The following is a 20,540-nucleotide window of genomic DNA, read 5'->3' on the forward strand; positions in this document are numbered from 1 at the left end:
AGGAAAGGGCAACGGGAAAAGCCCGCTCGCTGGCGGCCTCGGGCTGTTGGGGATGACGGCGGCCGGCGAAGCTGGCGCGCAGATCTACTCTGCCGCTGCCAAAAAGGACCAGGCCGGGATCCTCTTCGCCGACGCCGTGAAGATGGTCAAGCAGTCACCGGCACTGGCCAAGCGCGTGGAGTTCGCCGGCGGCGAGGGGCGTGAGTACAACATGGCCCACCAAGCCAGCCAGAGCTTCTTCCGGCCTGTATCTCGCGACACCGGCAAGACCGGCTCGGGGCCGCGGCCGTTCTTCGTCCTGGTGGACGAGGTCCACGAGCTGCCCGACCGCAAGATCATCGAAATGCTCGAGCGTGGCTTCAAATTCCGCCGCGAGCCGCTCCTGTTCATGATCACCAACTCCGGTAGCGACCGCACTTCGGTGTGCTGGGAAGAGCACGAACACGCGGTCAAGGTCGCAGCGGGGCACACGGCCGCGGTGAACGACCCGACTTTCGTGGGCGACCCGATTGACGACCGGACCTTCAGCTACGTGTGTGCGCTGGACGACGGCGACGACCCGCTGGAAGACCCGACGTGCTGGGCAAAGGCCAACCCTTTGCTCGGCGTCACCATCACAGAGCAGTACCTCTCGGACCTGGTCAAACAGGCGAAGGCGATTCCGGGTTCCTTGAACGGGATCCTTCGCCTTCATTTCTGCATCTGGACCGACGCGGAGACGGCGTGGATGACCCGATCAACACTTGAGCCGGCGCTCGCCGACTTCGACCCTGCGCAGCATCACGGATCAAAGGTCTATCTGGGGCTCGACCTCTCGCAAAGCCGCGATATCACGGCCCTTGGGGCGGTGGTGGAAACCGGCAGTGTCGATGTGTCGGTGGTGGTGGACGGACAGACGCAGATGATCAGCAAGCCCACCTACGACGGGTGGGTGGAAGCGTGGACCCCGGGCGACACCGTCGCGGCGCGCGAACTGCGCGACAAGCTGCCGTACCGGACATGGATCAATGGCGGGCATCTGCACGCACCGCAGGGACAGACGATTAGCTTCCGCCATGTCGCTCAGACCCTGGCCGAGTACGACCGGGATTACCTGGTCGAGCTGATCGCCTACGACCGATATGCGTTCCGCAAGTTCGAAGACGAGGTGATCGAGCTTGGGTTGTCGCTGCCATTCGCTGAGCACCCCCAAGGGGGCACGAAGAAGGGCCGGCCGTTGGAAGTGGCGGCGAAGGCAGCGCAGGACCAAGGACTGCCGCCGCCTGAAGGTATGTGGATGCCGGGATCGCTGCGGCTCTTCGAAGAGGCGCTGCTGGAGGGCCGGCTTCGGCTCAAGGGAAACCCCGTGCTGGTGTCCGCAATCATGTCGGCCGTCATCGAGTCGGACAAGTGGGAGAACCGCTGGCTATCCAAGGCGCGTTCGGTGAACAAGATTGACGCCGCGGTGGCCCTTTGCATGGCCTTCGGCGCTGCGCATGCCATGCCGGCCGAAGCCGGCGGCATTGATGACTACCTCGAGAACGGCTTCTTTGGACTGATCGGATGACAAATTTTCGTTGGTACAACCCGATGAGCTGGCGGTTCTTCGGCTACGACGACCCTGCAACAGGGAATTATGTGGAGGTCGACCTATCGGTAGGCGGAAAAGGCACCAAAGCCGGTGTTCGCGTGACCCCCAAGACAGCGCTGACGGTGAGCATCGTCTGGGCGTGTCTGAAGGTGCTGAGCGAATCTGCATCCGGCCTGCCTTGGAAGCTCTACGAGGATGTCGGCGGTGTCCGATCCCTGGTCAAGGGCAGCAGCCCGCAGCGGCGCAGGCTTTTGCGGCTGCTGGCCAAGCCGAATCCCTACGTCAAATGGCTGGACCTGATCAAGGCCATCGTGGTGAACATGGGGCTGCGCGGCAATGCCTTTGCCATCATCCAGCGCAGTGACGACGGCGAGTGGATCGGGCTGATTCCGGTCTCGGCGGACAACGTCCGCATCGACACTGACGAGGGCTTGCTCTACTGGGCGAACATCGGCAGGAAAGAAGCCCCGGTATCCCCGGCCAACATGCTGCACTTCAAGCTGTTCAGCACGGACGGCATCGTGGGGCTGTCGCCGATCGAGTACCAGGCCGAATCGATCGGGCTCGCGCGTGCGGCACAGGATTGGTCTGCACGCTTCATGCGGAAAGGTGGCTTCACGGGTGGCTACATCATCTACCCGGGCTTCCTGACCAAGGAACAGCAGGCTCAGATCAAGGCCAAGCTGCCAGACATTCGCCAGGGCGACGTAGACGACCTGGGAAAGATGGCGATCCTGCAGGGCGGGCCGACGATCACGCCGGCCGGCATGACGCAGAAAGACAGCCAGTTCATCGAGTCGCAGCAGTTCCAAGAAGAGGCGCTGGCCGGGATCTGGGGCGTCCCGCTGTACCTCACGAATCGGGCGCGCTCCACGTCCGTGCTTGGGTCCAACCTCGAGCAGCAGACCAGTGGGTTTGTGACCTTCGGCCTGAAGCCATACCTGGACGCCATCGAGAGCGAGCTCAACGACAAGCTCTTTGGCGAAAGCAGCATGTTCGTCGAGGCAGTGGTGGAGGGGCTGCTGCGGGCTGACAGCACCGCGCGAGGCAACTACTTCAAGACCGCGCTGGGCGGCTCTGGTGGCTCCGGCTGGATGACCATCAACGAGGTCCGGGTGAAGGAGAACCTGCCCGTGTTGGACGGTGACCAATACAACCAAGTCACCCGATGGACGAGCAACAAGCCCGACTCGATCGGGGACGACAACAGCACGGGAGATCCGGCAAATGCTTAACACCTTCGCCTGCCCCTTCGAGGTCAAGTCCGCTGACGATTCGGGCAACTTCGAGGGATACGCCTCGGTATTCGACAACATCGACCTGGGCGGTGACGTGATCGTCCCCGGGGCCTTCACCACAGTGAAGACCACGCGCACCGGTCGGTTACGACTGGCGCTGTACCACAACCTGACGCGGCTGATCGGCGACGCCGCGTTCAAGCAGGACGGCAACGGGCTGCTGCTCAAGGGCAAGGTCAACCTCAACGTCAGCTACGCAAAGGACGCCTACGAGCTGATGAAGGCCGGCACGCTCGATGAGATGTCGGTTGGCTATAACCCCATCGAGGACGCGATGGAGACCCGCGATGGGCGCCGCGTCCGCGTCATCAAGCGCGCCGAACTGTGGGAGGCGTCAATCGTCCCCTTCGGCATGAATCCGGAGGCGCAGGTTCTCAGTGTGAAGTCGGACCTGCGCGCTTTCGAATGCGCTCTGCGCGAACGCATGGGCCTGTCTCAAAAGGAGGCGGCTGCCGTCGCCTCGCTCGGCTTTCCTGCGATCCACCGAGACGGTGGCATGGCGGACACGGAGACCGTGAAAGAGCTGAAGCACCTCGGCACATCTATTCAATCCATTTTTGAGGGAATGCACGCATGAGCGACAACATCACCGATATCCGCGAAGGCCTGGAAAAGCAGCTGAAGGAAGGCTTCGCTGGCCTGCAGAAGAAGTACGACAACGCCTCCACCGAGATCGAGAAGGGCAACAAGGTCACCAACGAACTCAAGAGCCAGATTCAGACCGCCACCGACGAGATCCAGAAGGTGGTGGACAAGGTGCTCAAGCTGGAAGAGAAGGGCGTTGCGCTGGGCAACCAGCCGGGCCAGAAGAAGGGTTTCATCGACTTCATCAAGGACAACGGCGAGTACAAGTCGCTGCTGAGCCGCGAGAAGGGCTCGGCCGAGATCGAAGTCAAGAAGGAAGAGCTGGCCGCGATGGAAACCAAGGCCGTCACCAGCGCCGGCATCGTCGTGCCCAACTTCGACCCGACCATTCAGCCGGGCATGCGCCAGGAACTGCGTATCCGCGACCTGATCCCGTCGATCTCTGTCACCGGCCAGAGCTACACCTACTTCCGCGAGCTGCTGCACACCCGCGGTGCGGGTCCGGTGGGCGAGGGCGGCGCCAAGCCGCAGAGCAACGTCACGTTCGAGCAGAAGACCGACCTAGTCAAGAAGCTGGCCGTCTGGATTCCGGTCACCGACGAAACCCTGGACGACGTGCCGCAGATGTACGGCTACCTGCAGCAGCTGCTGCGCTATGACCTCAAGCTGGAAGAGGAAGCGCAGATCCTGAAGGGTGACGGCCTGGGCAACAACCTGCCGGGCCTGATGACGGACGCCTTCATCTTCGATGATGACCTGTCCAAGGACAGCGATACCTCCATCGACACCGTGCGGCGCGCCATCTACCAGGTTCGCAAGCAGTCCAAGCTGTCGGCCGACGCGACGGTGATGACCGAGCTGGACTGGATGAACATCGAGCTGGAGAAGGACAGCCAGAACCGCTATCTGTTTGCCAACCTGCAGGGCTTCGTTACCCCGATCCTGTGGGGCCGGCCGGTGGTTGCCTCGGACAGCATGGACGAAGGTGACGGCACCACCACCGGTGGCGAGTTCCTGGTGGCCAACTTCCAGCGCGGCGCGACGATCTATGACCGCATGAACTTCCTGTTCAAGGTCGGCATGATCAACGACGACTTCGTGAAGAACCAGCGCGTGTTGCTGGTCGAAGAGCGCCTTGGCCTGGCCAAGCGTCGCCGTGAGGCGTTCGTCAAGGGCCGCTTCAAGCCCGCCGCCTGATCCAACTGCCTTCCCGTGGTGTCGGCCGCTGATGCGGCTGAACCACCTATCGGAGATCCATACAGATGAAGATCAAAGTCCTTTGGGGCTTCTGCGGCGACGTGGAGAAGCTTGGCCCCGACACGAACGGCGACTCGCGTTCGCCCACGCGCGCCGGCCAGGTATTCGAGAACGTCGAAGACGAATACGCATACACCCTGATCGGGAAGGGCCTGGTGCAGCAGTTCGATGGCTCGGCACCCGCTTCCAGGAAACCCGCCGCTGCACCTTCCCCGAGCCAGCCGGGCCCCGTCGTGACGCTCCAGCCGGCGCCGGCCGATATCAAGGTGGTTGCGCCATCGACGGTCAGTGCCGGGGAAGGTGGAGCCGAGGCTGCGACTGTCTCGGGCGAGGCAGCGCATGGCGACGAAGCACCGTCCGCCCCGGCGGCAGCGGCAGCGGCGCCCGCCGCAGCGGCCGAGCTGGGTTCCGACGCTGAGAAGGCCGCGCTGGTTGCCGAGCTGGAAGCCGCCGGTGTCGTCTTCGATCGTCGCTGGGGTGTCGCCAAGCTGGCCGAAGCCCTGAAGAGCGCTCAGGGCGCGAAGGCGGAGTAATGGTCGCCGCCCTCGATCTTGCTTTGGTGCGGGAGCAGTGCCGCATCGTCGATGAGGTCAGCGACCTTCTGTTGCAGTCCTATGTCGATGCCGCTCTCGCCCACGTGCAGATGCACTGCGATCGCGTGTTGGTTGAGGGTGAGCCGTCCAGCGAGGATGAGATGGCACTGACGGCTGACGTTCGCCAGGCAGTGTTGCTGTTGGTCGGCAGCTGGGCCGAGAATCGCAGTGCCTTGGGCGAGGTGAGCTCGGAAATCGCGCTCGGCGTGTCCAGGCTTCTTTGGTACAGGAAACGATTCTGATGGCCACTTCAGCAGGGCAGCGCCGCCACCTGATCCGTTTCGAGCGGCCGGTAGACGTACGGGATCCGCTGGGTGGACCGGCCAAGAAGGGGTGGGAGCTCGTCGCCGAAGCGTGGGCGAAGAAGACGAACCAGCTCAGTGCCACGGCGGAGGCGATCGCGGCTGGCGCCGAGCGCTATCGGGAGCAAGTCCGCTGGGACCTGATCCCGCGCCATGTCGAGCCCACCTGGCGCATTGTGGAGCGGGGCAAGCCGTATGCGATCAAGAGCATCGCCCCAAGCAACGATGGTAGCGAGATGGCGATCATCGCCGTAGCGGGGTTAAGCAATGGCTGAGCAGGTATCCATTCACGGCTTGGCCGGCTTGCTGCGGTCGCTGAGGGAGGCGCCCCGGGCCGTTCAGGGAAGTGCAGTCCGTGCCGGTATGCGCAAGGGTGGCAATGTGATCCGGGACGATGCGAGGCGCCGTGCGCCGAAGGCGTCGGGATTCTTGGCCAGCCAGATCATCACGCGCCGAGCCAACGCGCAAAACAGGTCCCGCGCAGGTGTGGGCAAGGACGGGGAGTACTTCACCGTTGGGGTGAAGTCTGGCCGCCGACGCAAGTACGCCAACACCAAGCGCAACAAGCGACGTGGTCGAGCAGGGAAATCCTACGTTGACCGCGGCTGGGCCTACTACTGGCGCTTCCTCGAGTTCGGCACGAAGAAGCAGCGGGCTTCGCCGTTCTTGACGCCGGCCGGCGAAGCGAAAGGCCCCGAGGCGGCGCAGGTGATCATCGATGAAACCCGGGCCGCGCTCGACAAGCAGCTGAGGAAGGAGGGCTGGAGATGATGGTTCCCCTAATCCAATCGCTGCTGGAAGACGATGCGACCGTCCGGCAGGTGCTTGGCGACCCCCCCAACTTGTTCCTGGGCAGCGCGCCCCAGGGCACGCCGCTCCCGTACGCGACGTGGGAAGTTGTCGGCGGCTCGCCCACCGCGATGCTGTCTGAGCCGCCGCCGGCGGACGGCTGGCGGGTCCGCTTGACCGTGTGGGGCGAGAGCCTCAGCCAGGCCAACGGCGTTGCAGTCGCCATCCGGGATGTGATCGAGCGCGTGGGCAGCATCGAGTCGCACAACCCCACGCCCGACAGCGACGACACGGACGCAATGGGCATTTCATTCGACGCGCGGCTGCTGCAGCTGCGCTGATCCACACAACGGCAATCCACCGGCCCCGCAAGGGGCTTTTTTCATGCCCGGCGACGGGCACAACGCAAGGAAACCCCTATGGGACAGGTACTCAAGTCGAAGCACACCCAGCTGTTCATCGCCATCGGCGCGGCGGAGGTCATCAAGGTGACCCGTGTCCGTTCGGTCGGCTTCCCCGATGGCCAGGCATCGGAAATCGATATCTCGGACTTCGATGACGACTGGGATCAGTTCGTCGCTGGCCGCAAAGCGACCGGCAGCACGAGCATCGAGGTGATCTATGACTCCGTCGATTCCCAGGCGCTGGAGGAACTGCACCGCACTGGCGCGGTGGTCAACTTCCTGGTCACCGCGCCGGCCAGCGAAACGGCGGGCGCGGCCAAGCCGGTGGCGGTCGATGGTGTCATCATCCCGCCGACGACGGTTGTGTCGAAGCAGTTCAATGGCTTCGTGCAGAACTTCGCGGTGACGGTGGCCGACAACGATGTATGGAAGGCCACGATGACCATCCGTGGCTCCGGCGCAGTCGAAACGCACCGCCCGACGCCCTGACGGCAACAACGGCGCTCTCTCTTTCGGCCCACTTCGGTGGGCCTTCTCTTTGGCAGGGCGCGCGGATCCTCCGCGTGTCAGCCGTGCGCGGCCCGCGCGCCCTGTCGCCATTCAAGGAAACGGCCAATGAGCAAGACCAACGACACCCCGGAAACCCAGCCGCAGCAGCCCGTGAGCATCCTGCAGTCCTTCACCAACCTGGGGATGTTCGCCTCGAAAGAGTTGCACGCGGATACCATCACCCTGCCGAATGGCGACAAGGCGCAGTTCCACGTGCGCGAGCTGCCGGATGTGGAGTTCCGCAAGCTGTGGAGTGAAGGCGACCGCGCCAAGCTGATCGCGGCAGCCATCTGCGACGAAGACGGCAAGCCCGTGATGGATGTGACGCAGGCCGCCCAGTTGAAGCCGCTGGTGGCGGCAGAGCTGCAGCGCGTGGCCATGAAGTATTCTGGCTTCGGCGAAGAGGCCGCTCAGGCCCAGGCCGACGCGGGAAACGACTAAGGCAGCGTGGCGAGGACTGGTTCTGGAAGGTCCTCGCCGGCCACCTGCACCGGCCGGTGTCCGAACTGCGGGCGATCATGTCGCGTCGCGAGTTCTTGGAATGGTGGGAGTTCCACAAGCGCAACCCCATCGACCCAGTCAGCCTGCACCTGAAGCCCGCTGCCTTCATCGCCTACATCACCGCTGCGCACAGCCAAGGCAGCACAAAGCGCGGCATGCAGCACTACCTAGACGCCCTTGCGCCCCGATCCGACGAGGACGAGGCAGAGGACTGGTTTGATTCTCTTGGATGACCCATGGCCGACACCTTCGGGCGCTTCGCTGCGCTCCCCATTGGACCATTGCTCGCCGCCCGAGATGGGGGGCTCACTCTCGCAACGACGGCCGCGGCCGATCTCAACCGGTGCGCGCGATCGGACTTCGCCGTGATCACCGGCGTGGTGGGTGTTGAGTTCGCCCTGTGGGGTGACGACGACCTTTCCGCCGTGGTCGGGTTCGTGACGCCGGCGGCGCCACTCAACCAGGCACCGGGCGCAAACGGGGAGGGGATCGGCTGGGAGCTGGCAACCGGCCGGCTGATACAAGGCATCGGCGCCATCGCCACGGGCCTCCCGTTGGTCCAGCACGGCGATATCGTCGGGATGCGAGTGTCCTTCGGGAGCCCGTCCCGGCTGCACCTCTATCTCAACGGCTCGCTGGTCCACCAGCGCGACCTGCTGCTGGCCGGCCCGCTGCACTTTGCTGCATCCCTGGCCGCAACCAAGGCCGGCGGCCTGTGCCTGGCCGTGAACGCTGGACAGTGGGGCGCGCGGAGCGATGCCGCGATCGCCGGGTGGCGGCTGGAGCAGGCCCAGGCCGCATCGATGCGGCTGGCTGATGCCAACTGGCTCTCTGCACCAGGCGATAGCCCGGCAAACGCCCGCTATGAAGGGTTGGTCGCCGAGGGGGTGAACCTGGTGCAGGAATTGAGTTTCTGGCCGTGGGGCGGTGACCCCGTCTCGCAAATGGCAGCGGCTGAGTGCGTGGTGGCTGATGCCGAGGGCATGCTTGATGGGCTCGCTCTCTCGGGCGGCTCGGGTGCCTCGGTCCAGATCCTGCTGGTTGATGAATCCGCCATGCTCGCTGACGCGGCGCCGGTGTTCCGTTGCGCGATCGATCAGATCGAGATCAACGACGACGGCAGCAAGACCCTCCATTTGCGGGACGCGCACGACTATCTGGCCCAGCCCATCAACCGCGGCGTCTTCCTGCCCAATGTCGCGTCACTGGCATGGAAGCCGCAGCCGGTCGTGATCGGCGCCGTGGCGAGCGTGCCGGCCGCTGGCGGCAACTCGGATGCCACCTCCATGTTCCTGGCCGATGGCCCGGTCTATGTCGACGCGGTAATGGATCGCGGCGACCTGATGGAGCCAGGGACGTTTGAAGTTGCGCCGGATCAGCAGCAGCTGCTGATGAAGTCTCCACCGGTGACGCCTGTCGTGGTGGACCTGTCCAGCGTGGGTGCCGGTATGGCGCCAGCAACGCTGTCTGTGGCCGTCGCCGAGATCATGGGGCGCCTGGGCATGGGGGCGTGGTCGGCAGCGGACTGTGCGGCCGTGGATGCGGCCTCGGGTTACGCCGGGGTCGGGTACTACGCAGGAACCTCGATCACGGGCCGCGACGCGCTCAACGCGATCCTGCCAAGCTATGGGGCCGGGTGCTACCAGGACGCGACAGGGGTGCTGCGATTCGTCCGGGTGGTGGCGCCGGAGAGCTACGAGGGTGTGCCGGCGTTCGAGCTGACCGACGACGATATGGCCAGCGACCTAGTGGGCGTGCCTGATGAAGCGCCCAACCTCACCCGACGCATGGCCTACAGGCCGAATGCCCAAGCCTTGGGCGCGTCGGACCTGGTCACCGACGTGGTCGACGTTCCGCAGGCGCGGCGCGATGAATTGACTGCCTTGTATCGCGGCCAGGTGTTCGCGGCTGGGCCGCTGGACGCTCACTACCGCCGAGCCGAGGCGGCAGATCCCGTAATTTCGCTGTTCTGGCGAGCCGCCGACGCTCAGGCCGAAATCGACCGGGTGGTGGCCATCTACCAGCGGCAGCGCTTCTTCTACCAGGTCACCGTCCGCGGTGATCAGCAGCTTGCGCCGCTGCCGGGGCAGATTGGCCGGTTGTACTACAGCCGGTACGGCCTGGCCGACGGCAAGCCGGTGCTGGTGCGCCGAGTTGAGAGAAACCCAGCCACGGGTGAAGTGGTGCTGACCTTGTGGGGGTGAGAGGGTGCTTATCGGATATGGAATGCCCGCCGCGGTGACCGTGGCGCTGGCCGGTGGAACATGGCTCAGCAGCGATCAAGGCGCCGCGCTGTTCGACGGCAAGCCAAGGCGCGCAAGCCGGGTCCGCCGGACGGGCGCGTTGTCCGTCACGGTGACGCTCGCCCAGGCTGTCGTGCCGGGGATCGTGGCTGTGCTGGGCCTCAACGTCCCAGCGGGCGTGGCGGTGCGCGCCGCCGGCGCCGTTGGCACGACCACGCGGCTCCCTGACGGAAGCGTGTGCGCATGGCTCTTCCCGCAGGGTTCGGTGCCTGTCACTACGGTGTCCGTGGAAATCGACACCACCGTGACCAACGTCGATATCGGCGAGATCGCCATCTTCCAAGCCGTGGACGTGGGTATCAGCGACGGCTGGGGAGTTGCCACGATCGACACCAGCGCTCACACCAGGACAAAGGGCGGGCAGGTCAATACCGTGCCTGGAGCGCTGTACCGCAGGCTGACCTGCAACCTGTCCGGCCGGGCCACGGACGTTGTTCGCGGTGGAGGCTTGAACGGAACAGACTGGGAGACGATCGGTGCGGCGCTGGCTGGCCGTCGCCGCTCCTGCGTTGTCCCGCAGTACCGGGATATGGGGACCAAGGCTTTCGATCCGCTGCTGGCGGCCCGGTCAGCGCTCTACGGCTACCCCACGCAGCTGCCAACTGCAGAGAACATCAGCCGGCAATACTTCTCGGGGTACTTGGAGTTTGAGGAGATCCCGGCGTAGCTGGCATGATCACAGCCAATGTCGGGAGGATCTATGAAGAATGCGATCAGGTACACATCGGCGCTGCTGCTTTCAGTGGCAGCTGGCTGTTCAGTGTCACAGGGCGACGGCTCGAAGCTTGGGCTTCTGAACTGCATGAGTGCAATTCAGACGGCATCAGGAGGACCGAGCCGCGCCAAGGTTCCGTATGTGAAGGACTCTGGGTCAGCTGGCGAGCACTACTTCGCCTGGCCAGATGGCTCTGGCCTGATTCTGCCTTCAAGAGACGGAACCGCGCAGCCAGCGTCGGCGTCCTGCGTCACCGATGCGGCGGGGATCGTGACCAACATGACCATCAACGGATCGGAGATTCCGATTCGCTAGAACCCACCCCATAAGCCAATGAGCCCGCCCTGTGCGGGCTTTTTTTTTGGAAACGCGATGAGCCTCTACACCCTTACAGTGGACCTTCTGCTGAAGTCGGGATCCTTCGAGCGTGACAGCGGGAAGGCTGCGCGCGTTGTCCAGCGCGACATGGCGACGATTCAAACCTCGATGTCTGACGCTGCGCGGCGTGGCGCCGACGAAGTTGCCGCAGGCTTCCGTCGCGTAGCGTTCGAGGCCATTGGGCTGTCATCGGCGCTGATCGCTGTGAAAGCCGCCATTGGCAAGGCGGATGAATGGACAAACCTCAACAATCGACTGCGCTTGGTTACGCAGGGGCAGGCGCAGTTCGCTGCGGCCCAGGCGGACGTGGTCCGCATCGCTGGTGCCGCCCGCCAGCCACTTGGGGCCACTGCTGAGCTGTACCAGCGGATTGCGATGAACCAAGAAGCCCTCGGTCTTTCCGGTAGGGAGTTGGCGCGTGTAGTCGAAACGATCAGCAAGACGATGGTGATCAGTGGCACGTCTGCAGCTGGCGCCGATGCGGCGCTGGTTCAGCTCGGCCAGGCATTTGCATCCGGAACGCTCCGAGGAGAGGAGCTGAATTCGGTGCTCGAGCAGGCTCCCGCACTGGCTCAGGCCATCGCTAAAGGCTTGAACGTACCGATCGGGAAACTGCGTGAACTCGGCGCGGCCGGCAAGCTGTCATCACAACAGGTAATCAGTGCGCTGCAAAGCCAAGCCGGTGCTGTCGATCAGGCGTTCGGCAAGATGGACGCCACAGTTGGACAGTCGCTCACTCTGTTCAACAACAATTTGCAGGTAATGATCGGCAGGGCCGACGAAGCGACTGGAGCATCACAAGTGCTCGCCGCTGGTATTGGCGCGCTCGGCAACAACCTGCAGATGGTTGCCGTTGCAAGTGCGGCGGTAGCTTCGGGCCCACTGCTGAAGTCGCTTCTCGCGCGAGTCGCGGCGACAAACGCAGGGATGGCCGCTGATCGTGCCGCGGCGGCGCAGAATCTGGCTGCAGCGCAGCAGCTTGAATTGCGCGCACGCGCGGCCATGCTTGATGCGCAGGCCGAAGTCCGCCGAATGGAAGTGATCGGCGGCAGCGTATCTGTCAGCGCCAAGGCCGCTGCCGCGACGCTTGAGCACCGGCAGGCGACGCTGCTGCTGGCCCAGGCGCAGACCCAGTCGGCAGCCGCGAGCGCAAGCTGGGCCGCGAGGACGGGGGCGTCCACCCTGGCAATGCTGGGTGGACCTGCCGGCATTGTCACAATGCTGGCTACCGCTGCTGCTGGCTGGTTGATCTTCCGGGACAACACCAATACCGCATCGGCGGCGCTGGTGGACTTCAATGCCACAGCCGACGTGGCTATCGAGAAGTTCCGAGAGCTGAATCGGCAGGAGCAAGCGGGCGAGATTCTCCAGCGGCAGAAGAAGATTGAGGAGGGTTACAAGCAGATCACTGCAACCATCCGCGACATGGCGCTGGAGTCGCAGAGGGGTATCACGAACTCCTACTCGGACGTATACGCGGCTTCGATTCGCGGTCTGGCCGATGAACTCAAGGCAGGCAAGATCAGCGCCGACGAGTTCAGTGCACGGCTCGAACAGGCGAATGCCAAAGTGCTCGAGGGTGCAACCGGCGCGGATAGATTCCGCGGCCGTATGGTTGAGCAGACCGCAAGTGTCGCAACGCTCGCACGTGAAACCCAGCGGCAGGGCAGTGTTCTTGAATCGTTGAATGTCGCCACCACCCAGGCAAAGAGCGCGACCGACGCCCTGTCGGGCTCGTTCAACGTCCTGGGCGAATCGGCAGGTGCGGCAGGCAAGCGCATCGCATCGGCCATGCAGTCGCTGCCCGGACAGCTCGCGCGCGTTGGCAAGAGCGCGAGCGAGGTGGCGAAGCTGGATGTAGCCGACTGGTTCAAGGAAGCCCAGGCCGGCGGCGTCGACTTTTCCAAGCGTGACGACCCGAACGTAAAGCAGTACATCGAGCAGGGTGCACAGTACATCCGTTTGCAGACTGAGCTAGCTGCCGCGCAGAAGAACTACACCGAATCGCGCAAGGGTGCGGCTGCTGCTGAGCGTGCCGGCGCCAAGGACCGGAAGGCCGACGCGGAGGCGACCAAGCGCTACAACGAGCAGGCGGCGATGGCCGCCGCGACCATGGCCGGCCCGCTCGCCGAAGCCACCGAGCGCCAGAAGCAACTGGAGGACAAGCTCAAGGAGGCGCTGAAGGAGGGGCGCATCGAGCGTGCGGCGTACAACACCCTGGTGTTGGAGTCGCAGAAGGCTCTGGAACTCTCAAGTGCTGAAGTCAACAAGGCGCTGTCCAGCCCCGAAGCGCTGCTGGCGACCATAGACGCCGAGGTGGCCATGCTGGGCAAGGTCGGCCGGGCTCGCGAGCTGTCGCGCCGGCAGATGATGAACGAGCGCGACATGCGACAGGAGCTGCAGAAGGCCGTGGAGGCCGCCGGAGGCAAGGAAGCGCTCGCCCTGGCGAAGGGCGCGGAAAGCTATGAGGCCTACGAACGGTCGATGCTTGCCGCAGCCGACGCGTCCGCTGCGCTGTCGATCCAGGTGGAGGAAGCAGCGGCCAATGCCGAGGCTTGGGCGAATGTAGTCCTGAACGGTGTGGATGGTGCTGCCGATGCACTGGCCGACTTCGCGGCCAGCGGGTTGCGCGATTTCAACGGTCTGTGGGACGACCTGAAGGACGTGGCCAAGCAGGGGCTGCGGGACATCGCCCGGGAGCTGCTGCAGCAGAAGCTTGTAATCCCCATCCAGACGAAGATTATGGAGGGGATCAGCGGCTGGGGCGGCCAACGTGGTGGCTTCAGCCTGGACAGCCTCATGGGTCTGTTCGGCGGCAACGGATCCGCCGCCGGTGGGCAGAACCTGAGCAATGTCGCCGGTCTGCTGTCGAAGGGGCAGGGGCTATTCAGCGCTGGCGCCGGTGCGGCCAGCAGCGGAATCAGTGCCGGTAGCCTCGCAGGGTTCGGCAACAACGTGGCTGCTTTTGCTGGCGGCGGCGCCTCCGCAGCCGGGGGAACCGCGGCGGCTGGTGCTGGTGCCTCATCGACGGCTGCGGCAGCGGTCCCGATCATCGGCTGGATCGTCGCCGGCATGATGAAGAATGCCGAACTGTTTGATCAGGGCTGGGACATCGCAAACGGCGAGAGCTGGGCGGGCAAGATTGCCACGGCCGGCGCCGTCGGCTTGGTTGACAAAGCCCACCGTGCAGTGGGGCTCAGCGACAAGACAGCCTCGATCCTGTCCGGGTCCAGCATCCACGCCAAGCTTTTCGGCCGCAGCGCCCCCAAGGTCACCGGGCAGGGCATCACGGGCGACTATGGGTTTGGTGGCTTCAACGGCCAGTCCTACGCCGACATAAAGGCCAAGGGCGGCATGTTCCGCAGCGACAAGAAGTGGACGCAGTACGGGGCGCTGGATCCGGGCATCGATCGCACGTTCGATATGGCGGCTCGCCAGGTACGAGGCGCAGCTACTGACCTGGCCAAGCAACTGGGCGTGGATCTGTCCGGGCAACTGGCCGGGGTGAAGGTGTCGCTGGGCAAGATGCAGCTGTCGGCTGACTCGGCAGAAGCGAAGGCGCAGCTTGAGGCCTATCTCGCCGACATGACGGACCGCCTGTTTACTGAAGCTGTACGGGCGGCAGGGTTCGGCGGCCAGCTGGACGGCTACTTCGAAGCGTCGGATGTGTTCTCGGCCCTCAGTGCCTCCATCGCATTGGCCGTTGGCAACGCCGACGAGCTGGGCCGCGCCCTTAGCGGCATGGAGGTGGAGAAGGTCAACAAGGCCGTTGATTACTTCCAAGACTTGGCCAGCGTCGCCGGCACCGACCTGGCCACTCAGGTCCAGAAGGTGACGGGGCTGCTAGGGAACTACGCCACGCTGATGGCGGACGTTTCTACGCAGCTGATGACCGGCGACCTGTCGAGCTACCAGCAGCAGGCGCTTACCATCGAGCGTACCTACCGCCAGCAGGTGAAGTCTGCCAACGACTACGCCAAGGCGCTGGGCCTGTCCGGTGCGCGCGCTGAAGACCTGGCCAAGATCGAAGCCCTGCGGGCAATGAACATGGGGAAGTTGCAGGCTCAGATCGACAAGGACAAGAAGGCCATGCAGTACGGCCTGTCGATCAGCGACCTGTCGCCGCTGACGGACCAGGAGAAGTTGGGCGAGGCGATGAAGGAGCTGCAGCGGGCGGTGGCCGGTGGCGACACCAGCGCCGCTCAGTCGGCGGCCCAGGCGGCACTGGGCTTCGGTCGGAATCTGTATGCCAGCGGCAAGGACTACAACGGCCTGTACGACCAGGTAACCGGCCTGATCGACGGCATGAAGGTGGGCGACCTGGACAAGGAGGACGGTACGAGCATGGGCCAACTGGCCGATGCAATCGAAGCGCTGCCTGACAATTTCAGCCGTGCGGTGTTCGACTTGGTGGTGAACAAGGACGCGCAGTCGCAGACCACCACAGCAGTGCAGCAGAGCAATGCTCTGCTCACGGAGCAGAACCAGTTGCTGCGGGATCTTCTGGCCACCACCACGCAGGGCGTGCGCACGTCCAGCAGTAGCGCGCTGCGCAACTCTCTTAACGCTGTAAACGCGAGGTAATCCCCAATGCTGGCAAGGAAACTCACGCTGGTTGAAATCGGCGTGGGCGCGCTGCCGTCCCCGTCACCGGCGGCGCCGCGCTACTCGACCTGGTTCCCGGTGGCCTATCGGCCGCCGGAGGTGCCGCCGGTGGACGGGGTTGTCCCCAACCCCGTGGCCGATGGCGTGCTGATCGAATGGAATCCGGTCGACCAGGCCGGCGTGATCTACGTCATTGAGCGCGGGCCGAGCCCTCAAGGGCCGTGGACGGAGATTTACCGCACCGTCGAGACCCGCTACCTCTACAGCGACGGCAGCGGCACAAAGTGGTGGTTCCGGATCACCCCCACGGTGCGCGGAAAGCCGGGCTCGGGCTCGGTGGTGGAGGCCACGCCATCACCGACCACGAGCGACCTCATCGAGCAGCAGGAGCGGTTGGCCAAGGAGATTGCCGATCGCATCGAGGCGGATGCAATCGAGGCCGCTGCCCGGGCCGATGGGCTGGTCGACGCTGCGCGCGATCTGCTGGCCGAGGCGGCGCTGCGACAGCAGGGCGTGTCGGACGCCATGGAAGCGATCACCGAGGAGGCGCAGCACCGAGCAGACGGCGACCTCAACGAGCGACTGGCGCGCGAGGCCGCCATTACGCTGGAGGCCGAAACCCGCCAGAGCGACGTTGAATCGCTGTCGCGCGCGCTGTCGGAGATCGTGGCCGGCAGCGGCACACAGTTCGATAGCCGGAAAATCTGGTACTTCGACACGACGGCCGATGGCTGGACAGGGAACGGGTCCGATCCCACCGTGACCGACGGCTGGCTGCGGCCGGCCAATGCCAGCGAGGCACCATGGGTGCAGTCGCCGCCGGCGTTGGAGATCGACGGCAGCGCCTATCGCTTCGCCAAGCTGCGCGTGAAGCGAGTGGGCACGCCGGTGTGGAATGGCTACCTGCAGTGGATCACGGCCGAGGACCAGAACTGGGACGTGGACAAGCGGGCGCCGATACCCAAGCCCCTGTGGGATGACAATGGTGTGGCCACGGTCGACGTGGCGGACATTGCCTGGTGGCCGGGCGAGGTGGATGCAGTCCGCCTGCAGTTCGGAGATGAGCAGGCGGTGGCCAACTACTTCATGGTGGACTGGGTGGCCATCGGCAGGCCGACTCCGGGTGCAGGCGTGGCGCTGGTGCAGGAGGAAGCACGGGCGCGGGTCGCGGGTGACGTTGCCGAGGCGAGCAAGCGGGAAACGTTGGCCGCCCAGCTGCGTGGCGACTACGAAGGGACGGACCTGTCCCAGATCGCAACTGGCTTGTTTGCGGCGGAGCGAGACGCACGCGTCAGTGCCGATGAAGCTTCGGCAACGGCAATCGAGATCGTCCAGGCGCGTATGCCGGTGGGTGACGGGGCGCTGGCCACCGAGGCGAGCGTGACAGAAGAGCGTCAGGCGCGCGCTGATGGCGACAGCGCCAACGCTCAGGCCACGCAGCTGATCAGTGCGCGCCTGCCTGATGGCGACGGGAAGGTTGCCTCGGTCGAGGCCTTGGACAGCGTGACCGCCAAGGTCGAGCAGACCGAGCAGGGGCTGGTATCGATGGGCGAACGGGTGACCTCGCTTAATGCCCAGTTCGACGGCGAGCATGCCGGTGACGACGACTGGAATGCGGGCGAGAGCGACTGGAATGCCGGCACGGTCACGGTCTTCACCGTGATCGCCGACGGCGACCACGCGCAGGCCAAGAAGGTCGAGGCCGTCACCGCCGATTTCGGCGACTTCAAGGCGGGGGTGACCGAGCAGATCGATGCGATCGCCGAGGACGTATCGGCGCAGGCCCAGCAGCTCGTCGGCGTGCATGCGGAGCTGGAAGGCAAGGCATCGGCCGATGCGGTCAATCAGCTTCGAACGCGTGTTGAGCACAACGCAGATGGCATCACGGCTGTGTCCGAGCAGCTCGGCTCGGTGAAAGCCGAGGTCGACGGCAAGGCCAGTGCGCAGGTGGTGCAGGGCATGCAGGCCCAGGTGCAGCAGACCGCCGATGGCCTCACGCAGGTGCTGGCCAAGGCCTTCCTGCACCTGATAGCCGACGGTGGCAACGGACCGCTGATTGGCGGCATGGAGATCGACAACGACGGGCGGGTGGTCAATACCCGATTTCTCAGCAGCACTTTCCAGATCATCGCACCTGGTGCGGATCGTGGCATGGAGTGGCGGGACGGATACCTGCGGGTGTGGAACGGCGCAGCGCAGCGAATCATCGGCACCGGTTTCGGCAACACCATGGAGGGGCTGATGGATTATTTCGGCCCCAACGTAGGCGCAGGCGCCGCGACGAAGTCGAACGCAGTGATGTGGATGGACAGCGCCGGCAATGCCTATTGGGGTGGGGCCCTCGCGGCAGGCGTGCTGCGCAATGCGGTGCAGACCACCAGCGTTGTCATGACCGGTACGCAGCTGGTGTGCGGGCCATTCTCCACGAACGGGCGGAACAAAAACGTCGTAGTCAGCTTCAGTCGCCAGCATCGCCGCATCAAGAGCACTCAAGGACAAGACGGCTTTGTTGCTGGAGCGGGGCAGAACACCTGCACCATCAACGTCTACCGAAAAGTGGAGAACGACCCAGAGACCTTCTGGACGCAGTTCGTTGCCCGCGGCGGCGTGAACATAAACAACGAGAGGGATGGGCCCGACACAGCCGACGCTGGCTGGGGCGGTGCCATAACACTCAACGACGGGGCCGATGGAAGCCGGCAGCGGCAGTACCGCGCCGAGATCGTCGGCGCAACCGAACAAGACGTGTACCACCAGTCAGGAAGCTTCACTGGCCAGACCATTGAGCAAAGCCTGTCGATCGTGTCCGTCGAAACCTAGGCCGGAGAGAACATGGCACTTAAGCAGATTGATCAGGACACCATCCAGCCAGGTGGGAAGCGAGGACTGCCTGGGCGGACCTCTTTTGCGATCGTCAACGAGAACACTGCCGAGGCAGAGCAGCGGCTTTCCACGCTGGAGGGCGGAAGTGGCGGCGTATCCGCATCGATCGCGGCTCTGCAGGCGGGCTTGCTCGAGGAGGCGCAAACGCGCGCTGAGCTGGACGACGTACTAGGCGCAAGGATCGATGCAGAGCAGATCGCCCGGCAGGACGCTGATGGGGCACTGGCCGCGATTGTCGGGCGCCTGTCCGGCCGCAACCGCATCATCAATGGGAGCCATTTGATTGCCCAGCGCGCCACCAACAAACCGGTGGTCGACACGGGGTTCAACCCGCAGTACCACTGCGTGGATCGCTGGTACATGGCGAGCGCCGGCACCATGATGGCGATGTCCCAGCAGCTGTTTCCGGCAGGACAAACAGCGGTGCCTGGCAACCCCGCTACGTTTCTACGCGTTGGTTCTATCAGTAACAACAGCGCGTCAGCCTTGGCCTACACGGGGCAGACGGTCGAGGATGTGAGGACATTCTCAGGGACAAATTCGGTGCTCAGCTTCTGGGCCAAGGCATCTTCGACACGCAAGATGGGCGTGAGTACCGTGCAGTACTTTGGAGCGGGGGGCTCGGCCGACACAAACCAAGTATGGCCGGTGCTGAACCTGACCACGGAGTGGCAGAAATTCACCGTTCAGATCGCGCTGCCAAGCTGTGCGGGGAAAATCATTGGAGCGAACAATCACGTCCGGCTGCGCTTGTGGATCGATGTTGGTTCCAACTACACCAACATCGCCGGCGTAGTCGGGAGCCAGTCCGGAGACTTCGATATTGCCTTGGTTCAGTGGGAAGATGGAGACGTTCCTACGGCTTTTGAGTTTGAGCATCCGGGTGATCTTTTGTTGCGGTGCTACCGCTATTGCTATCGCTACGACCAGGAGGCAGGCAACGCTTTCACCCTAGCCATGGTGCTGGATGCATCGTCCGCAATCGCATTTTTGAACTTCGCGGTCCCGATGCGAACGAAGCCGTCGGCCCGGTCTGTGGGTGCCCTCGCTACTATCACCGACATCGGAGGCAGTAAGCCGGTCACGGGGATTACGTTGATCCCAATCGGGACTAACAGAATCGCGCTCACACTTGCGAGTTCCGGTCTGACCCCAGCTCAGTCGGTCTACGTCGGCGCACCCTTTGGGGGCGCGGTTTCCTACATTTTTGACGCGGAGCTTTGACTATGTACCGGCTCACTGCAGACCCCGATTGCCTGATGTGCATGGAGACCGGCGCATACATTCCGCGCGGGCACCGTGACTGGCCTGAGGAATGGTTGCTTACCAACATCCCGGCGCCGGTGCCGCCGCGCTATGAGTTGTACACGGCGGCCCACTTCAAAGCCGTCCGTGATGCTGCGTGGGCGTGGATGACGCACGAAGTCGTGAAGCGGCGCTATGACAGCATCGAGACGTGCTGCAGCTACTACAACAGCGGCGTGCCGCGGTATCGCGCCGAGGCCCGTGCGATGGTGGCGTGGCGAGACGACGTGAACCTGGCTCTGGAGCAGATGGTGGTGAGCCTGCCGGCGGGCATTGAGACCTTCGCGGATGTGCTGCCACTGCTGCCGCAGCCTGAGGCGTATCCATGGCCAGAGGCCGTCAGCCTCCCCTTGGATGTGGTGCCCGAGGTGCATGTGCCGGCAAGCTAGGCAAAGACCTCAAGCAGATCCGCACGGTTGTTGCGAGGCGTGTTCACTGCGCGGCTGACGCGGTAGGCCTCCATCGTCGGTGGCTGTCTTCTGTGTCGAGCGGCGTAGCGCCGT

General features: G+C 64.2%; 19 protein-coding genes. All 19 read left to right on the forward strand.

Annotated elements, in window-relative coordinates; genetic code table 11:
• The coding region (locus tag RTO53_RS10780) for a terminase TerL endonuclease subunit (protein WP_312237788.1) at positions 1 to 1,546 on the forward strand (1,546 nt) is incomplete at its 5' end.
• Positions 1,547 to 1,569: 23 nt separating this feature from the next.
• Positions 1,570 to 2,805, forward strand: a complete 1,236-nt coding sequence (locus RTO53_RS10785; protein WP_312237789.1) for a phage portal protein — start codon at positions 1,570 to 1,572, stop codon at positions 2,803 to 2,805.
• Positions 2,798 to 3,445, forward strand: a complete 648-nt coding sequence (locus RTO53_RS10790) for an HK97 family phage prohead protease (RefSeq protein WP_088432447.1) — start codon at positions 2,798 to 2,800, stop codon at positions 3,443 to 3,445. Before RTO53_RS10785 ends, RTO53_RS10790 begins: the two co-directional genes overlap by 8 nt.
• The gene (locus RTO53_RS10795; protein ID WP_312237790.1) at positions 3,442 to 4,650 is read left to right on the forward strand and encodes a phage major capsid protein; all 1,209 of its coding nucleotides are present in this window, start codon (positions 3,442 to 3,444) and stop codon (positions 4,648 to 4,650) included. Before RTO53_RS10790 ends, RTO53_RS10795 begins: the two co-directional genes overlap by 4 nt.
• A 65-nt stretch (positions 4,651 to 4,715) precedes the next feature.
• A complete protein-coding gene (locus RTO53_RS10800; RefSeq protein WP_312237791.1) occupies positions 4,716 to 5,243 on the forward strand; it encodes a hypothetical protein in 528 nt (175 codons plus the stop codon).
• A complete protein-coding gene (locus RTO53_RS10805; protein ID WP_312237792.1) occupies positions 5,243 to 5,545 on the forward strand; it encodes a head-tail connector protein in 303 nt (100 codons plus the stop codon). Before RTO53_RS10800 ends, RTO53_RS10805 begins: the two co-directional genes overlap by 1 nt.
• Complete coding sequence (locus RTO53_RS10810) at positions 5,545 to 5,880, forward strand: head-tail adaptor protein (RefSeq protein ID WP_312237793.1); 336 nt, start codon at positions 5,545 to 5,547, stop codon at positions 5,878 to 5,880. Before RTO53_RS10805 ends, RTO53_RS10810 begins: the two co-directional genes overlap by 1 nt.
• Positions 5,873 to 6,376: an HK97-gp10 family putative phage morphogenesis protein gene (locus RTO53_RS10815; RefSeq protein ID WP_312237794.1), complete on the forward strand. Its 504-nt coding sequence runs from the start codon at positions 5,873 to 5,875 to the stop codon at positions 6,374 to 6,376. Before RTO53_RS10810 ends, RTO53_RS10815 begins: the two co-directional genes overlap by 8 nt.
• On the forward strand, positions 6,373 to 6,735 hold the full coding sequence (locus tag RTO53_RS10820; protein ID WP_312237795.1) for a DUF3168 domain-containing protein: 363 nt from the start codon (positions 6,373 to 6,375) through the stop codon (positions 6,733 to 6,735). Before RTO53_RS10815 ends, RTO53_RS10820 begins: the two co-directional genes overlap by 4 nt.
• A gap of 78 nt (positions 6,736 to 6,813) precedes the next feature.
• Positions 6,814 to 7,287, forward strand: a complete 474-nt coding sequence (locus RTO53_RS10825) for a hypothetical protein (RefSeq protein WP_312237796.1) — start codon at positions 6,814 to 6,816, stop codon at positions 7,285 to 7,287.
• A 126-nt stretch (positions 7,288 to 7,413) separates the two neighbouring features.
• Positions 7,414 to 7,788, forward strand: a complete 375-nt coding sequence (locus tag RTO53_RS10830) for a hypothetical protein (protein WP_312237797.1) — start codon at positions 7,414 to 7,416, stop codon at positions 7,786 to 7,788.
• 56 nt (positions 7,789 to 7,844) lie between these two features.
• Positions 7,845 to 8,081 carry a hypothetical protein gene (locus tag RTO53_RS10835; protein WP_312237798.1) on the forward strand — a complete coding sequence of 79 codons (237 nt, stop codon included), beginning with the start codon at positions 7,845 to 7,847 and terminating at the stop codon, positions 8,079 to 8,081.
• 3 nt (positions 8,082 to 8,084) lie between these two features.
• Positions 8,085 to 10,052 (forward strand): hypothetical protein, encoded by a 1,968-nt coding sequence (locus tag RTO53_RS10840; RefSeq protein ID WP_312237799.1) that lies wholly within the window; start codon positions 8,085 to 8,087, stop codon positions 10,050 to 10,052.
• Positions 10,053 to 10,074: 22 nt separating this feature from the next.
• Positions 10,075 to 10,818 carry a hypothetical protein gene (locus tag RTO53_RS10845; protein ID WP_312237800.1) on the forward strand — a complete coding sequence of 248 codons (744 nt, stop codon included), beginning with the start codon at positions 10,075 to 10,077 and terminating at the stop codon, positions 10,816 to 10,818.
• A 33-nt stretch (positions 10,819 to 10,851) separates the two neighbouring features.
• The gene (locus RTO53_RS10850) at positions 10,852 to 11,181 is read left to right on the forward strand and encodes a hypothetical protein (protein ID WP_312237801.1); all 330 of its coding nucleotides are present in this window, start codon (positions 10,852 to 10,854) and stop codon (positions 11,179 to 11,181) included.
• A 57-nt stretch (positions 11,182 to 11,238) separates the two neighbouring features.
• Positions 11,239 to 15,828, forward strand: a complete 4,590-nt coding sequence (locus tag RTO53_RS10855) for a tape measure protein (RefSeq protein WP_312237802.1) — start codon at positions 11,239 to 11,241, stop codon at positions 15,826 to 15,828.
• A 6-nt stretch (positions 15,829 to 15,834) separates the two neighbouring features.
• A complete protein-coding gene (locus RTO53_RS10860) occupies positions 15,835 to 18,669 on the forward strand; it encodes a hypothetical protein (protein WP_312237803.1) in 2,835 nt (944 codons plus the stop codon).
• 12 nt (positions 18,670 to 18,681) lie between these two features.
• On the forward strand, positions 18,682 to 19,956 hold the full coding sequence (locus tag RTO53_RS10865) for a hypothetical protein (RefSeq protein WP_312237804.1): 1,275 nt from the start codon (positions 18,682 to 18,684) through the stop codon (positions 19,954 to 19,956).
• A 2-nt stretch (positions 19,957 to 19,958) separates the two neighbouring features.
• The gene (locus tag RTO53_RS10870; RefSeq protein WP_312237805.1) at positions 19,959 to 20,426 is read left to right on the forward strand and encodes a hypothetical protein; all 468 of its coding nucleotides are present in this window, start codon (positions 19,959 to 19,961) and stop codon (positions 20,424 to 20,426) included.
• Positions 20,427 to 20,540 lie beyond the last annotated feature (114 nt).

Source organism: Stenotrophomonas sp., from assembly GCF_031995405.1.
Classification (GTDB): Bacteria; Pseudomonadota; Gammaproteobacteria; order Xanthomonadales; family Xanthomonadaceae; genus Stenotrophomonas.

Coding starts and splice junctions, on each gene's coding strand:
- RTO53_RS10865 (WP_312237804.1), top strand. CDS start 18,682: ATGGCACTTAAGCAGATTGATCAGGACACCATCCAGCCAGGTGGGAAG.
- RTO53_RS10795 (WP_312237790.1), top strand. CDS start 3,442: ATGAGCGACAACATCACCGATATCCGCGAAGGCCTGGAAAAGCAGCTG.
- RTO53_RS10830 (WP_312237797.1), top strand. CDS start 7,414: ATGAGCAAGACCAACGACACCCCGGAAACCCAGCCGCAGCAGCCCGTG.
- RTO53_RS10845 (WP_312237800.1), top strand. CDS start 10,075: ATGCCCGCCGCGGTGACCGTGGCGCTGGCCGGTGGAACATGGCTCAGC.
- RTO53_RS10850 (WP_312237801.1), top strand. CDS start 10,852: ATGAAGAATGCGATCAGGTACACATCGGCGCTGCTGCTTTCAGTGGCA.
- RTO53_RS10790 (WP_088432447.1), top strand. CDS start 2,798: ATGCTTAACACCTTCGCCTGCCCCTTCGAGGTCAAGTCCGCTGACGAT.
- RTO53_RS10825 (WP_312237796.1), top strand. CDS start 6,814: ATGGGACAGGTACTCAAGTCGAAGCACACCCAGCTGTTCATCGCCATC.
- RTO53_RS10800 (WP_312237791.1), top strand. CDS start 4,716: ATGAAGATCAAAGTCCTTTGGGGCTTCTGCGGCGACGTGGAGAAGCTT.
- RTO53_RS10810 (WP_312237793.1), top strand. CDS start 5,545: ATGGCCACTTCAGCAGGGCAGCGCCGCCACCTGATCCGTTTCGAGCGG.
- RTO53_RS10860 (WP_312237803.1), top strand. CDS start 15,835: ATGCTGGCAAGGAAACTCACGCTGGTTGAAATCGGCGTGGGCGCGCTG.
- RTO53_RS10870 (WP_312237805.1), top strand. CDS start 19,959: ATGTACCGGCTCACTGCAGACCCCGATTGCCTGATGTGCATGGAGACC.
- RTO53_RS10840 (WP_312237799.1), top strand. CDS start 8,085: ATGGCCGACACCTTCGGGCGCTTCGCTGCGCTCCCCATTGGACCATTG.
- RTO53_RS10805 (WP_312237792.1), top strand. CDS start 5,243: ATGGTCGCCGCCCTCGATCTTGCTTTGGTGCGGGAGCAGTGCCGCATC.
- RTO53_RS10820 (WP_312237795.1), top strand. CDS start 6,373: ATGATGGTTCCCCTAATCCAATCGCTGCTGGAAGACGATGCGACCGTC.
- RTO53_RS10815 (WP_312237794.1), top strand. CDS start 5,873: ATGGCTGAGCAGGTATCCATTCACGGCTTGGCCGGCTTGCTGCGGTCG.
- RTO53_RS10855 (WP_312237802.1), top strand. CDS start 11,239: ATGAGCCTCTACACCCTTACAGTGGACCTTCTGCTGAAGTCGGGATCC.
- RTO53_RS10785 (WP_312237789.1), top strand. CDS start 1,570: ATGAGCTGGCGGTTCTTCGGCTACGACGACCCTGCAACAGGGAATTAT.